This window comes from Streptomyces olivochromogenes (assembly GCF_001514115.1).
In the GTDB taxonomy this organism is placed as follows: domain Bacteria; phylum Actinomycetota; class Actinomycetes; order Streptomycetales; family Streptomycetaceae; genus Streptomyces; species Streptomyces olivochromogenes.
On the sequence record NZ_KQ948452.1, the window covers coordinates 242,879 to 257,252 of the forward strand.

8 protein-coding genes are annotated in these 14,374 nt (G+C 69.0%); 4 read left to right on the forward strand and 4 right to left on the reverse strand.

From position 1 onward, the window contains the following. Positions 1–266: 266 nt before the first annotated feature. The gene (locus AQJ27_RS07055; protein WP_067363405.1) at positions 267–1,649 is read right to left on the reverse strand and encodes an alpha-amylase; all 1,383 of its coding nucleotides are present in this window, start codon (positions 1,647–1,649) and stop codon (positions 267–269) included. A 220-nt stretch (positions 1,650–1,869) separates the two neighbouring features. Between AQJ27_RS07055 and AQJ27_RS07060 the strand changes: the two genes are divergently transcribed. The 4 genes from AQJ27_RS07060 (at position 1,870) to AQJ27_RS07075 (ending at position 11,565) form a co-directional block, all read left to right on the forward strand. Then, positions 1,870–3,930: a carbohydrate-binding module family 20 domain-containing protein gene (locus tag AQJ27_RS07060; protein WP_067363407.1), complete on the forward strand. Its 2,061-nt coding sequence runs from the start codon at positions 1,870–1,872 to the stop codon at positions 3,928–3,930. 153 nt (positions 3,931–4,083) lie between these two features. Continuing rightward, the gene (gene pulA, locus AQJ27_RS07065; protein ID WP_067364731.1) at positions 4,084–9,489 is read left to right on the forward strand and encodes a pullulanase-type alpha-1,6-glucosidase; all 5,406 of its coding nucleotides are present in this window, start codon (positions 4,084–4,086) and stop codon (positions 9,487–9,489) included. 69 nt (positions 9,490–9,558) lie between these two features. Next, positions 9,559–11,178 (forward strand): fused response regulator/phosphatase, encoded by a 1,620-nt coding sequence (locus AQJ27_RS07070; protein WP_067364734.1) that lies wholly within the window; start codon positions 9,559–9,561, stop codon positions 11,176–11,178. Between the two features lie 27 nt (positions 11,179–11,205). Further along, entirely contained in the window at positions 11,206–11,565 is a 360-nt protein-coding gene (locus AQJ27_RS07075) for a 5-carboxymethyl-2-hydroxymuconate Delta-isomerase (protein ID WP_067363410.1), read from the forward strand. A gap of 12 nt (positions 11,566–11,577) precedes the next feature. On the opposite strand, the gene AQJ27_RS07080 is transcribed toward AQJ27_RS07075, so the two are convergent. Genes AQJ27_RS07080 through AQJ27_RS07090 form a run of 3 tightly spaced genes read right to left on the reverse strand, consistent with a single transcriptional unit; the run spans position 11,578 to position 14,293 of the window. Next, complete coding sequence (locus AQJ27_RS07080; protein WP_079064845.1) at positions 11,578–12,279, reverse strand: TetR/AcrR family transcriptional regulator; 702 nt, start codon at positions 12,277–12,279, stop codon at positions 11,578–11,580. 56 nt (positions 12,280–12,335) lie between these two features. Further along, positions 12,336–13,388 carry a PDR/VanB family oxidoreductase gene (locus AQJ27_RS07085; protein ID WP_067363415.1) on the reverse strand — a complete coding sequence of 351 codons (1,053 nt, stop codon included), beginning with the start codon at positions 13,386–13,388 and terminating at the stop codon, positions 12,336–12,338. Next, complete coding sequence (locus AQJ27_RS07090) at positions 13,385–14,293, reverse strand: metal-dependent hydrolase (protein ID WP_060900739.1); 909 nt, start codon at positions 14,291–14,293, stop codon at positions 13,385–13,387. Before AQJ27_RS07090 ends, AQJ27_RS07085 begins: the two co-directional genes overlap by 4 nt. Positions 14,294–14,374 lie beyond the last annotated feature (81 nt).

A 14,374-nucleotide genomic window follows, 5' to 3' on the forward strand; every position in this document is an offset into this window, starting at 1 on the left:
TTTGCCCGGATCTTCCCTTGGGAGGACCGCGGGTGCCGTCTGTCCCATCGACGGCCGCCGGGCTGGGGAGGAAACTAACAGCGCTGCAAGTCCTTGCGAAAGACGTTGCAAGGAAATTTCCGCAAGATCCCGCAAGCGTGACGTTCCCGTTACCGCAAGGTGTCGCAAAGGGGTCGCAAAGAGGAAAGCGCCGTATCGGGTATGTCCGATACGGCGCTTTCGGTACGGGCTCTCGTACGGCCTTCCGCGCGGCTCGCGGAGGCCGCTCAGCAGCTGGTCTTGCCCGCGTAGAGCGCCAGCGCCGTGTTCGTGCCGAGGGTCGCCGTGAACTGCCCGGAGCTGTTCACCGTGACGCTGGTGTTGTTCTGGACATTGCAGTACGTCCCCGCCGCGAGGGATGTCTGATAGGTCCGGGTCAGCGAGCCCGACTCGTGGTTGATGGCCACGTACCCCTTGGCGCCGCGGCCGAAGGCGATCGCGTCGTTGCCGTCGTCCCACCAGTCGGTGACCGACTGGCCCCGGGTGGCGTTGCGGAAGGCGACCATCGACTTGATCTCCGGCCAGGCGTGCTGGCACTTCCAGCCGTCCTGCCAGCAGGCGTTGACGGTGCCGCCATTGGGCGGGCCGGCGTCCACGTCCGACCACTCGTAGCCGGAGTTGATGTCCGGGGCGCCGTACGGGTAGGCGAGCATGAAGACGTTGGCGAGGGTGTAGTTCGCCCCGTCCTTGTAGTTGAGCGTCGAGCCGTTGCGCTCGGTGTCGTGGTTGTCGACGAACACGCCCGCGACGGAGCTGCTCATATAGCCCCAGCCCTCGCCGTAGTTCTTCAGGTAGGCGAGGTTCTCGTTGTTGAAGACCCGCTTGAGGTCGTAGGCGTAGCGGAACTCCTGCACGTCGCCGTTGCCGGTGTACTCGGTCGGCTGGACCGCCTCCCCGGCGCCGTAGATGACCTCCTGCTTCCAGTACACCGAAGGATTGGTCAGCCGTGACTTGATGTTGGCGAGGTCGGCCGCCGGGATGTGCTTGGCCGCGTCGATGCGGAAGCCGTCCACGCCGTACCCGAGCAGGCTGTTCATGTATCCGGCGATGGTCTTGCGGACGTACTCCTCGCCGGTGTCCAGGTCGGCGAGCCCGACGAGCTCGCAGTTCTGCACGTTGGCGCGGTTGGTGTAGTCGCTGACCGTCGCCGTGCAGTCGTCCATGTCGTACGAGGAGTACAGGCCGGGGTAGTCGTACTTCGTGTACGAAGATCCGCCGGTGCCGGTGCCGGAACCCGCCGCCATGTGGTTGACGACCGTGTCCGCCACGACCTTCACGCCGGCCGCGTGACAGGTGTTGATCATGTTCTGGAAGGCGGTCGCGTCACCGAGCCGCCCGGCGATCCTGTAACTCACGGGCTGGTACGAGGTCCACCACTGCGAGCCCTGTATGTGCTCGGCGGGAGGTGAGACCTGGACGTAGCCGTAACCGGCCGGGCCCAGCGTGTTGGTGCATTCCTTGGCGACCGAGTCGAATTTCCACTCGAACAGAACGGCGGTGACGTCCTTCGTGCCGGGCGGGGAAGCCGCCGCGACACCCGGGGGGAGGGCCACCGAGACCGCCAGGCCCGCCGCGAGGGCGAACGAGGCGGCAAGTGTCTTCCTGGCCATGTTTCTTGCCATGTGGGTGCTCCTGCACTTCGTCGTGCGGGTGGGGGGAACGGAAGCTATCCGTTGGTTCGGGTTTCAGCAAGATGTCGAAAGAACTTCCAACACGTGTATTGACGGGGCCCCTTGACCGCGCCCACTCTCGCACCGCGGTCAACTCGCTTCCCCAGCAACCCAGTTGACCGCGTTCCCGCACCTCCGTCCCCCGCAAGGAGTTGCCGTCATGCGCTGGATCAGATCACGGGCGTTACCCCTGGCCACAGCCGGACTGCTGGCCCTCGGCGGAGCCGCCGCGCTGCCCGCCCCGGCCGCCCACGCCGCCGTCTCCGACACCGGCATCCCCAACGGCGATGTGATCGCCAACCTCTGGGAGTGGAACTGGAAGTCGGTCGCCGCCGAGTGCGTGAACGTCCTCGACCCGGCCGGCTACGGGGCGGTCCAGGTCGCCCCGCCCGCGGAGTCGTTGAAGCAGACGAACTACTACTGGTGGGATGTCTACCAGCCCTACGCCTACAACCTGAACAGCCGCTTCGGCACCGCGGCCCAGTTCAGGACCATGGTCGAGACGTGTCACGCGGCCGGCATCAAGGTCTACACGGACGCCGTGATCAACCACACCGCCGCCCAGACCGGCACCGGCTACAACGGCACGGTCGTCACCAGCAAGTACGACACCCCCGACTACGACCCCGCAGACAGCGACGACTGCACGAAGACCATCTCCAACTGGTCCGACCGGTACGAGGTCCAGCACTGCGAACTGCTCGGCCTGCCCGACCTGGACACCGCCGAGAGCGGCGTCCGCACGAAGATCATCGGCTTTCTCAACCAGCAGATCGACCTGGGTGTCGACGGCTTCCGTGTCGACGCGGCCAAGCACATCGACGCCGCCGACCTGAGCGCCGTCGTCGCCGGACTGCACACCACGACCTCCGGTGCGGCGCCGTACATCACGCAGGAGATCTACCCCGGCACCCCGCCCGCGCAGGACGAGTACTACGGCACCGGTGACGTCCTCGACTTCACCTTCGCCGCGCAGATGAAGTCCCAGTTCCAGGGCGACATCGCCAACCTGTCCAGCTTCGGCAGCAGTTGGGGCCTGACGGCCGAGGCGAACTCCAACACCTTCGTCACCAACCACGACACCGAGCGCAACGGCTACTCGCTCAGCTACAAGGACGGCGACACCGCGGTCCTCGCCAACGTCTTCCAGCTGGCCCGGGGCTACGGCCGCCCGTCCGTCTACTCCGGCTGGACCTTCAGCCAGAGCGACGAGGCCCCGCCGAACTCCGCCGGTTTCGTCACCGACACCGACTGCGCGAGCGGCTGGTACTGCCTCGACCGCAACACCGCGGTCTCCGGCATGATCGGCTGGCACAACGCGGCGAGCGGCTACGCGGTCGCCAACTGGCAGTCCCCGTCCTCGAACGTCATCGGCTTCGGCAGGGGTGGCGCGGGCTTCGTCGCCATCAACAACAGCTCCGGCGCCAGCACGTACACATACACGACGGGCCTGGCCGACGGGGCGTACCCGAACGTGATCGACGGTGGCGCGACCACCGTCACCGTCACGGGCGGCAAGGCCTCCCTGACCGTGCCCGCGAAGTCGGCGGTCGCCTTCTACGACCCGAACTACATCTGCACGGTGAACTGCGGCGGAGGCAGTGGCGGCGGAGGCGGCGGTGGTTCCACCAGCGTCACCGCGACCTTCGACGAGTACGCCTCGACCACCACCGGCACCGACGTGTACGTGGTCGGTTCGGTCGCGGCGCTCGGCAGCTGGAACACGGCGAACGCGGTGAAACTGTCGTCGTCGGGCTACCCGATCTGGAAGGCCGACGTCTCCGTTCCGGCGAGCACGAGCATCGAGTACAAGTACATAAAGAAGGACTCGTCCGGAAACGTCACCTGGGAGTCCAATGCCAACCGGGCACTCGCGACGGGTACGTCGGCGGTCGAGGTCGACAACTCCTGGAACGTGGCCGACACCGACGCCACGGACGTGACCTTCGGAGTGAACGCCACCACCGACTACGGCACCAACGTGTACGTCGTCGGCTCCATCCCCTCCCTCGGCTCCTGGAACACCGCCGACGCGATCCCGCTGTCCTCGGCGTCGTACCCGTACTGGGGCCGGCTGGTCATCGTGCCCAGGTCGACGTCGTTCGCGTACAAGTACGTGAAGAAGGACTCCTCCGGAAACGTGACCTGGGAGTCCGGCAGCAACCGTTCCTACAGCACCGGTTCGGGAACGGGCTACAGCGTCAGCGACACCTGGCGCTGAAAGTTCTTGCTCAGAGTTTCAAGACTCTTGCTGTAAAGCTTGCGTGGGCGATACCGTCGCGCCGGTCGCCCGGCATCGAGGCCGTGTCTCGGTCAAGCCGGTCCCAAACGAGCCGTTTTGAGCCGTATTCACTAGGAGTTCACGCCTGTGGCCCTGATACCGAGATGGCCGGCGCCCTGGGCGCGCCGTACCGCACCGCGCAGACGGATCGCGGCCGTCGCCGTGGCCACCCTCGCGGCAGCGTTCCTCCAGCCGATCGCGGCGCGGGCGCAGACCCCGCCCGCGCCGCCCTCGGACGCGAAGCTCGCCGCCGAACCTGCCCGGCACGACGACACGCGCGAGCAGTTCTACTTCGTGATGCCGGATCGTTTCGCCAATGGGGACACGTCCAACGACCGGGGCGGGCTGACCGGTTCGCGCCTCAGCACCGGGTACGACCCCACCGACAAGGGCTTCTACCAGGGCGGCGACCTGAAGGGGCTGACCGGCAAGCTCGACTACATCAAGAAGCTCGGCACCACCGCCATCTGGATGGCGCCGATCTTCAAGAACCAGCCCGTGCAGGGCGAGGGCAGCAACGCCTCGGCCGGATATCACGGTTACTGGATCACGGACTTCACCCAGGTCGACCCGCACTTCGGCACCAACAAGGACCTCGCGACCCTCATCTCCAAGGCGCACGCCAAGGGCATGAAGGTCTTCTTCGACGTCATCACCAACCACACCGCCGACGTCGTCGACTATGAGCAGAAGTCCTACGACTACCTCTCCAAGGGGGCCTTCCCGTATCTGACCAAGGACGGGAAGCCCTTCGACGACGCCGACTACGCGGCGGGAGGCGCCCGGTTCCCGTCCGTGGGCGCCGGGTCCTTCCCCCGTACGCCCGTCGTGCCCGCCGCCAAGAAGACCGCCAAGGTGCCGTCCTGGCTCAACGACCCGACGATGTACCACAACCGCGGCGACTCCACCTATGCCGGCGAGTCCACCACCTACGGCGACTTCTCCGGCCTCGACGACCTGTGGACCGAGCGTCCCGAGGTCGTCAGCGGCATGGAGAAGATCTACGAGAAGTGGGTCAGGGACTTCGGCGTCGACGGCTTCCGGATCGACACCGTGAAGCACGTGGACATGGAGTTCTGGACGCAGTGGGCCACCGCGCTCGACACGTACGCGGCGGAGCGGGGCCGGAAGAACTTCTTCATGTTCGGCGAGGTCTACTCCGCCGACACGTCGATCACCTCCCCGTACGTGACCCAGGGCCGGCTCGACGCCACCCTCGACTTCCCCTTCCAGGACGCGGCACGCTCGTACGCCTCCCAGGGCGGCAGTGCCAAGAAGCTCGCCTCGGTCTTCGGTGACGACTACAAGTACACGACCGACAAGGCCAACGCGTACGAGCAGGTCACCTTCCTCGGCAACCACGACATGGGCCGCATCGGGTACTTCCTGAACCAGGACAACCCGAAGGCCACCGACGCCGAGCTGGTGAAGAAGGACGAGCTCGCCAACGAACTGATGTTCCTCAGTCGCGGCAACCCGGTCGTCTACTACGGCGACGAGCAGGGCTTCACCGGCGCGGGCGGCGACAAGGACGCCCGCCAGACGATGTTCGCCTCCAAGGTCGCCGACTACCTCGACGACGACGAGCTCGGCACCGACCGCACGCACGCGAGTGACGCCTACGACACGAGTGCACCGCTCTACAAGGAGATCGCCGCTCTCTCGAAGCTCCGCAAGGACAACCCGGCCCTCGCGGACGGGGTGCAGACCGAGCGGTACGCGGCCGACGGGGCGGGCATCTACGCCTTCTCCCGTACGGGCGGCAACAGGACCGAGTACCTCGTCGCCCTCAACAACGCGGGCGAGGCGAAGACGGCGACCTTCGCGACCGGCTCCGCCGGCATGACCTTCCAGGGGATCTACGGGACCTCGTCCCGGCTGACGAGCGACGCCGACAAGAACGTCACCGTCACCGTCCCGGCGGGTTCCGCCGTCGTCCTCAAGGCGGCCCGCCCGCTCGGCGCCCCCGCCACCAAGCCCTCGCTCACCCTGAAGGCGCCGGACGCGGGCGCCACCGGCACCGTCGAGCTCGGCGCCGACGTCACCGGCGGTCAGCTGGACCGTGTCGTCTTCGCCGCCCAGGTCGGCAACGGGAAGTGGCGGACGCTCGGCTCCGCCGACCACGCCCCGTACAAGGTCACCCAGGTCATCGGCAAGGACGTACCCGCCGGAACCGCCCTGCGCTACAAGGCCGTGGTCGTCGACTCGGCCGGGCGGACCGCGAGTGCGACGGCCACAAGCACCACCGGAGCCCCGCCCGCCCCCGAAGTCCCCACCGCCTCCTCACGCGACTACGCGATCGTCCACTACAAGCGCACCGACGGCGACTACACCGACTGGCGGCTGTACGCCTGGGGCGATCTGGCCGACGGCGAGTCGACGACCTGGCCCGCGGGTCACGACTTCATCGGCCGGGACGCCTACGGGGCCTTCGCCTACGTCAAGTTGAAGCCAGGCGCCTCCAGTGTCGGCTTCCTCGTCATCGACAAGGACGGCAACAAGGACGTCGCCACCGACCGCACGATCGACGTCACCGAGACGGGCGAGGTCTGGGTCGAGCAGGGCAAGGAAGCCGTACAGACCCAGCGGCCCGACTACCCGGCGCAGGACACGACCAAGGCCGTGGTGCACTACCACCGTGCCGACGGCGACTACACCGGCTGGGGACTGCACGTCTGGACCGGGGCCGCGACGCCCACGGACTGGTCCAAGCCCCTGGAGCCGGTGAAGACCGACGCCTATGGCGCCGTCTTCGAGGTGCCGCTCGCCGCGGGTGCCACCAGTCTCAGTTACATCCTCCACAAGGGCGACGAGAAGGACCTCCCGACCGACCAGTCGCTCGACCTCACCGCGAACGGCCACGAGGTGTGGCTGGTGAACGGCCAGGAGAAGTACCTGCTGCCGCAGCCCGCGGGCAGCGCGGCCGCACTCGACCTGACCACCTCCAAGGCGGTCTGGATCGACCGGAACACGGTCGCCTGGAACGGCTCCGAGGCCGCGGCCTCCACCCAGTTGCTGTACTCCCACGACGGCTCGATCGCCGTCAAGGACGGGACGCTGACCAGCGACGACGAGCGCTGGCTCCGGCTGTCGAAGACCACCCTCAGCGACGCCCAGAAGGCCGCGTTCCCGTACCTCAAGGACTACACCGCCTGGTCCGTCGACCCGCGTGACCGGAGCCGGGTGAAGGAGGCCCTGAACGGTCAGATCGTCGCCTCGGGGCGGGCCGCGAACGGCGCCGTGCTCGCGGCGACCGGCGTCCAGATCGCCGGCGTACTGGACGATCTGTACGACGCGACGAAGGCACAGCTGGGTCCGACGTTCCGCGACGGCCGTCCCACGCTGGCCGTGTGGGCGCCGACCGCCCAGAGCGTGGCGCTGGAGCTCGACGGATCCACGGTCGCCATGAAGCGCAACGACACCACCGGCGTCTGGTCCGTCACCGGCGCGAAGTCCTGGCGCGGCAAGCCCTACCGGTACGTCGTGAAGGTGTGGGCGCCCACCGTCCGCAAGGTCGTCACCAACAAGGTCACCGACCCGTACTCGCTCGCCCTCACCGCCGACTCCGAGCGAAGTCTCGTCGTCGACCTGAAGGACAGGTCACTCGCCCCGAGCGGCTGGTCCTCCCTGAAGAAGCCCAAGGCCGTGCCGCTGCGCGACGCCCAGATCCAGGAGCTGCACATCCGGGACTTCTCGGTGGCGGACAAGACCGTCCCCGCGAAGGACCAGGGCACCTACCTCGCCTTCACCGACAAGAACAGCGACGGGTCCAGGCACCTGCGGGCCCTCGCCGCGTCGGGCACCTCATATGTCCACCTCCTGCCCGCCTTCGACATCGCCACCATTCCCGAGAAGAAGTCCGACCAGGCCACCACCGGCTGCGACCTCGCCTCCTACCCCGCCGACTCCCAGAAGCAGCAGGAGTGCGTCGCCGCGATCGCCGCGAAGGACGCCTACAACTGGGGCTACGACCCGTACCACTACACGGTCCCGGAGGGCTCGTACGCGAGCGACCCGGACGGCACCGGCCGTACGGTCGAGTTCCGCCGGATGGTCAAGTCGCTGAACGAGGACGGCCTGCGGGTCGTCATGGACGTGGTCTACAACCACACGGCCGCCAGTGGTCAGGCGGACACCTCCGTGCTCGACAGGATCGTGCCCGGCTACTACCAGCGGCTTCTCGCCGACGGGTCCGTCGCCACCTCCACCTGCTGCGCGGGCACGGCCACCGAGAACGCCATGATGGGCAAGCTGGTGGTGGACTCGATCGTCACCTGGGCCAAGGAGTACAAGGTCGACGGCTTCCGCTTCGACCTCATGGGGCACCACCCCAAGGCCAACATCCTGGCCGTCCGCAAGGCCCTCGACGCGCTGACCCCGGAGAAGGACGGGGTCGACGGGAAGAAGATCATCCTGTACGGGGAGGGCTGGAACTTCGGTGAGGTCGCCGACGACGCCCGTTTCGTGCAGGCCACCCAGAAGAACATGGCCGGGACCGGCATCGCGACCTTCTCCGACCGGGCACGCGACGCGGTGCGCGGCGGCAGCCCCTTCGACTCCGACCCCGGTGTCCAGGGCTTCGCCTCGGGGCTGTACACCGACCCCAACTCCTCGACCGCCAACGGCACCTCGGCCGAGCAGAAGGCCCGGCTGCTGCACTACCAGGACCTCATCAAGATCGGGCTCAGCGGCAACCTCGCCACCTACCGCTTCACCGACACCGACGGCAAGGAGGTCAAGGGCTCCGAGGTCGACTACAACGGCCAGCCCGCCGGATACGCGGCGGCACCGGGTGACGCCCTCGCGTACGCCGACGCGCACGACAACGAGTCCCTGTACGACGCCCTCACCTACAAGCTGCCCGCCACGACCGGCGCGGACGACCGGGCGCGGATGCAGGTCCTCGCCATGGCGACCGCCGCCCTCTCCCAGGGCCCGTCGCTCTCCCAGGCGGGCTCCGACCTGCTGCGCTCCAAGTCCCTCGACCGCAACTCGTTCGACAGCGGTGACTGGTTCAACGCCATCCACTGGGACTGCCGGGACGGCAACGGCTTCGGACGCGGACTGCCGATGGCGGCCGACAACGCGTCCAAGTGGCCCTACGCCACACCCCTGTTGAGCACCGTCAAGGTGGGATGCCCGCAGATCGAGGGCAGTTCGGCCGCGTACCAGGACCTGGAGCGGATCCGTACGACCGAGAGCGTGTTCTCGCTGTCCACCGCCGGGCAGGTGCAGTCGAAGCTCTCCTTCCCGCTGTCCGGCAAGGACGAGACGCCCGGCGTGATCACGATGGAGCTCGGCGACCTCGTCGTCGTCTTCAACGCGACACCGAAGGCACAGGAGCAGACGGTCGGCGCCCTGGCCGGGACGGCGTACGCGCTGCACCCGGTGCAGGCGGCGGGCGCCGACCCTATCGTCAAATCCTCCACCTACAAGGCGAAATCGGGCACGTTCGCCGTTCCGGGGCGCACTGTGGCGGTATTCTCCCGGACCTCCTGAAAGGGCATTATCTTGGTGGGGCAGACCTCGAACCCGGTCTGCCCCACCGGCGTGTCCAAAGGCTGGCAGATGGACGTCAACGGCAAGCGGACAGACACGACCGTCCTGGTCGTGGACGATGTGGCGGCCAGTCGGTACGCCATGAGCGCCGTGCTGCGCCGCGCCGGTCACCAGGTCGTCCCGGTGGCCAGCGGCTCCGAGGCGCTCGTCGAACTCGACGTACGGCTGCGCAAGGGCACCCTGCCCGACGTGGCGCTCGTCGATGTGGAACTGCCGGACATGAGCGGCTTCGAACTGTGCCGTCGGCTCAAGGCCCGGCCCCACATGGCCGGCCTGCCCGTCGTGCACTTCTCGGCCGCCGCCGTGGACGCGGGTGATCGCTGCCGAGGCCTCGACGTGGGCGGCGAGGCGTATCTGACGGTGCCCGCCGAGCCCGAGGAGATCGACGCGGTGGTCCGGGCCGCGGTGCGCGCCGCCCGGCTCAGGGCCGGCGACCAGGCGTTGGCACGGCGGCTGACCCGGCTGGCGGAGACGGTCGTCGCCATTCAGACGGCGCGCTCCCCGCAGGAACTCGCCGATGCCGCCGCCGACGGCGCCGCGCGGCTCACCGGCTCGCCCGCCGCCGTCTTCGTCCTCGGCCCGGACGAGGAGCTGTACCGCGGCACCTCACGGGACCGTACCTCGCTCGCGATGCCCGACGAGGGCGCCCACCGGGCCGTGGCCGGTCTGCTTCGACGGCTCACCCGGGGGCAGTCGGGCGTCCAGATCACCACGGTGCCCGCGCCGCTGTGGCCGGCCGGGTTCTTCCGGCCGGGCGTGCAGCACGACGCCCGCCTGGCGCTGATCCCCATCCAGGAGGGCCGGGCCTCGGTGTGCCTCGCCACGCCCACCCGCGGGATGCGCCGGGTCAGTCCCGAGGACGAGGCCCTGCTGGCCCGGCTCGCCGAGGCCACCGCGCTCGCCGCCGAACCGCTGCTCATGTACCAGGTCGAACGGCACGTCGCCCTCACCCTCCAGCACAGCTTCCTGCCCCAGCCGCACCGGCTGCCCGAACTGCCGGGCGTCGACGTCGTGGTCCGCTATGTGCCCGCGTCCGCGGAGACCGAGATCGGCGGCGACTTCTACGCGGCCCTGCGCACCGGCGAGGGCGTGCTCACCGCGGTCGGCGACGTCGTCGGGCACTCGCTGGAGGCGGCCACCGTCATGGTCGAGATCAGGCACGCGCTGCGCGCCTACAGTGTCGAGGAGAGCGACCCGGCCGTGCTGGCCGAGCGCCTCGACCGGATGCTGCAGCGCTACCACCCCGGCATCACCACGACCGTCTGCCTGGTCCTGGTCGACCCCGCCACCGGACGCACCCGCATCGCCAACGCCGGCCACATCCCGCCGCTGATCATCCGGGACAACGGAGGCGCCGACTACACCAAGGCCGCCGGCCCGCTGCTCGGTGTGGGGCTGCCCCACCCGCCGCCCACGGAGCTGTTCCTCGAACCCACCGACCGGCTCCTCATGGTCACCGACGGTCTGATCGAGACCCGGGGCACCGATCTGGCGGTCTCGATGGAGCACCTCCGCGCCGCCGCCACCGGCGCCCTGCCCGGCCTGGACGCCCTCTGCGACACCCTGCTCGACTGCTTCGGCCGGGACCGCGAGGACGACATCGCACTGCTGGCGCTGCGGCTAGGGTGACCGGGAAACCCTAGAACAGGAGTGCCCATGCCGCAGATCACCGTCGACTACTCCTACTCGCTCGACGACGCCTTCGACCAGCGCGGCTTCGCGCTCGCGCTGCACCCGGTGGTCGTCGAGACGGCGGCCGCGCGCATCGAGGCGTGCAAGACGCGGTTCCGATGCACCGATGAAGAGGTGGTGGGGGCGGGGGAGGACGGACACGCCATCGTGCACATCACGCTCGCCCTGCTCCCGGGCCGCACCGACGAGACCAAGGCCAAGCTCACCGAAGCCGTACTGGAGCTGCTGCGCAAGCACATCGAGCCCACCGACGGGGTCTCGACGGTGCACGCGTCCGCCGAGGTACGCGACCTCGACCCGTCGTACCGGAAGTACGAGGAGTAGGGGCCGCCTGGCCTACGGGGCCGGGGGTGAGGCCAGCGAGATCAACCGGACGGCGAGGTCGGTGAACGGCCCGTCGCCCGGGTCGCCCTTGAGCGCCCGGCGCAGCAGCGCGCCGAGCTCCTCGTCGTGCGTGGCGCTCACCGCCGCCAGCGCGGCGAAGTCCTGCACGAGCTGCACCTCCAGCTCGCCGCGCGGAATCCGCCGCCCGTCCAGCCAGATCAGCGCCGTCGACTCGACGAGCGAGATCCAGGAGCGGATCACCAGCTCCAGGCGGGCGGGCGGATCCTCGACCTTCAGATGCGACAGGATCTGGACATAGGCGGCCTGCCGCACCGCGTCGACGAGCGCGTTGGTCTTCGAGGAGCCGACCGCGGGACCGCCGCGCATCAACGCCGAGAAACCGGGCCCGTGGTCGTCCACGAAGTCGAAGAAGCGGCGCATGACCCGCAGCAGCCGCGAGCCCAGCGGGCCCTCCTGCGGCTCCACGAAGCGGCTCGCGAGATCGTCCGAGGCGCGCTGCAACGCCGCCTCGTACAGGCTGAGTTTGCCGGGGAAGTAGTGGTAGACCAACGGCCGTGAGATACCCGCGGCCGAGGCTATCTCGTCGATGGAGACCTCGTCGGGTGAGCGTCGGCTGAAGAGGTCGAGGGCGACGCCGATCAACTGCTGTCGCCGCTCCTCGACACCCATCCTGCGGCGTACCCCGGTTGTCATACGAACACCTTACCGATCGGATCCGGCCCCGAACGGGCCGGTCCGGCCATGGTCGTTCACATGTCCAACACGATGCGATCACCGAGCGCCCGCGAAACACAGATCAGCATCGAGTCACCACGCTCCGTATCGGTGAGCAGTTCGTCGCGGTGCTCGATCTCCCCCTCCAGCACCCGCTGTTGGCAGGTCCCGCAGAATCCCTGCTCGCAGGAGTAGGCGGTGTCGGGCAGTTCGGCGCGTACGGCGGCGAGCACGGTGGTGTCGGCGGCCACGCTCACCGTACGTCCGCTGCGGCGCAGCTCGACCTCGAAGGTACCGTTGCCCTCGGCGGAGGTGCTCGGCGTGAACCGCTCCAGGTGCAGCGCCGCACCGTCGGGCAGTCGGCGTCCGACCGCCTCCATCAGCCCCTCGGGGCCACAGCAGTGGACGGCCGCGCCCGCCGGCACGTCCGCGAACAGCGCGTCGAGATCGGGCCGTCCGTCCTCGTCCTCGGCCACGACGGTGACCCGGCCGCCGCGCAGCTTCCCGATCTCCTCCAGGAACGGCATCGACGCGCGCGTCCGGCCGCCGTACAGCAGCCGCCACTCCGCGCGGTCCTGGACCGCCCGCAGCATCGGCAGGATCGGTGTGATCCCGATGCCGCCCGCGACGAAGACGTACGCGGGCGCCGGCGCGAGGGGGAACCGGTTGCGCGGCCCCCGCACCTCGACCTCCATGCCCACCCGGAGCTGTTCGTGGACCTCGCGCGACCCACCCCGCCCGTCCTCGACCAGCCGGGTCGCGACGGTGTACGACGAGGTGTCCTCCGGGTCCCCGCACAGCGAGTACTGCCGTACGAGCCCCGAGGGCAGCACGAGGTCGAGGTGGGCGCCGGGCTCCCAGCGCGGCAGGTCGTGCCCCTCCAGGCGCAGTTGTACGACCCCGTCGGCGACCCGCTCGTGCCGGGTGACCGGCAGCCGCAGCGCCCGGGAGCGCGGCCGGCCGGAGATCGGCTCCTCCAGGGCGGGCAGCGGCCACAGCGGCGAGACCTCGATCCGGCGGCGCAGCGCCCGCCGGACGAGCACGGCCGCACCGGCGACGGCGACGACGGTCCGCAGCCGGGGCGTCATCCGGCTCTCCTCTCGGCAGCCGTCGCTGCCGGTGACGAGGCGAGATAGGCGACCGCCTGCTCGGTCGACCCCTCCTGGGAGGGGTGGTAGGTGCGGCTGAGATAGCGGGGAATGGACTTGAGCATGTCGCCGGTCGACGGCAGCACACCTCGCTTCCCGCTCAGGTAGAAGTCCTTGAAGCTCGCCCGGCCCGCCGTGAGGGTCGGGTCGTTCTCCATGAAGAACCGCGCCCCGCGCTGCCACAGGAAGACCAGGGCGGTGAAGGCCGTGGCCCAGGTCCGGGCGCGGCGCCGGTAGCTCCCGTCGACGTGGAGGAAGAGTTCGAAGGCCACGGACCGGTGCTCGACCTCCTCCGCGCCGTGCCAGCGCATCAGGTCCAGCATGGTGGGGTCGGCGCCGCGCCGGTCCAACTCCTCGGCGTTCAGGATCCAGTCGCCGAGGAAGGCGGTGTAGTGCTCGATCGCCGCGATGATCGCGACGCGCTCCATCAGCCACCACCTGCGGGCCCTGCCCGGCGGCAGGGTGCGGTCGCCGAGCAGCTTCTCGAAGAACCAGTCGACCTGGGCGGTGTACGGCGTCGGGTCGAGCCCGAGTTCCCTGAGGTGGGGGAGTACCTCGTCGTGGGCCTGTGAGTGCATCGCCTCCTGCCCGATGAACCCGATGACGTCCGCGCGCAGCCGCTCGTCCCGGATGTAGGGCAGTACCTGCTTGTACACGTGCACGAACCAGCGCTCACCGGCCGGCAGCAGCAGGTGCAGCACGTTCATGGTGTGCGTGGCGAACGGCTCCCCCGGTACCCAGTGCAGCGGCGTGTCCTCCCAGGAGAACGACACCTTCCGCGCCTTGAGAGGTATCCGCTCGGACTCGACCGGCCGGGGCAGCCGGGCGGCATGCTTGTTAGACATGCCGTCAATGTACTGACGGGTAGGTGCCGGGAGAACCCCCGTGCGCCCACTTGTTGACGCGAAGGCCGACCATGGCCAGTC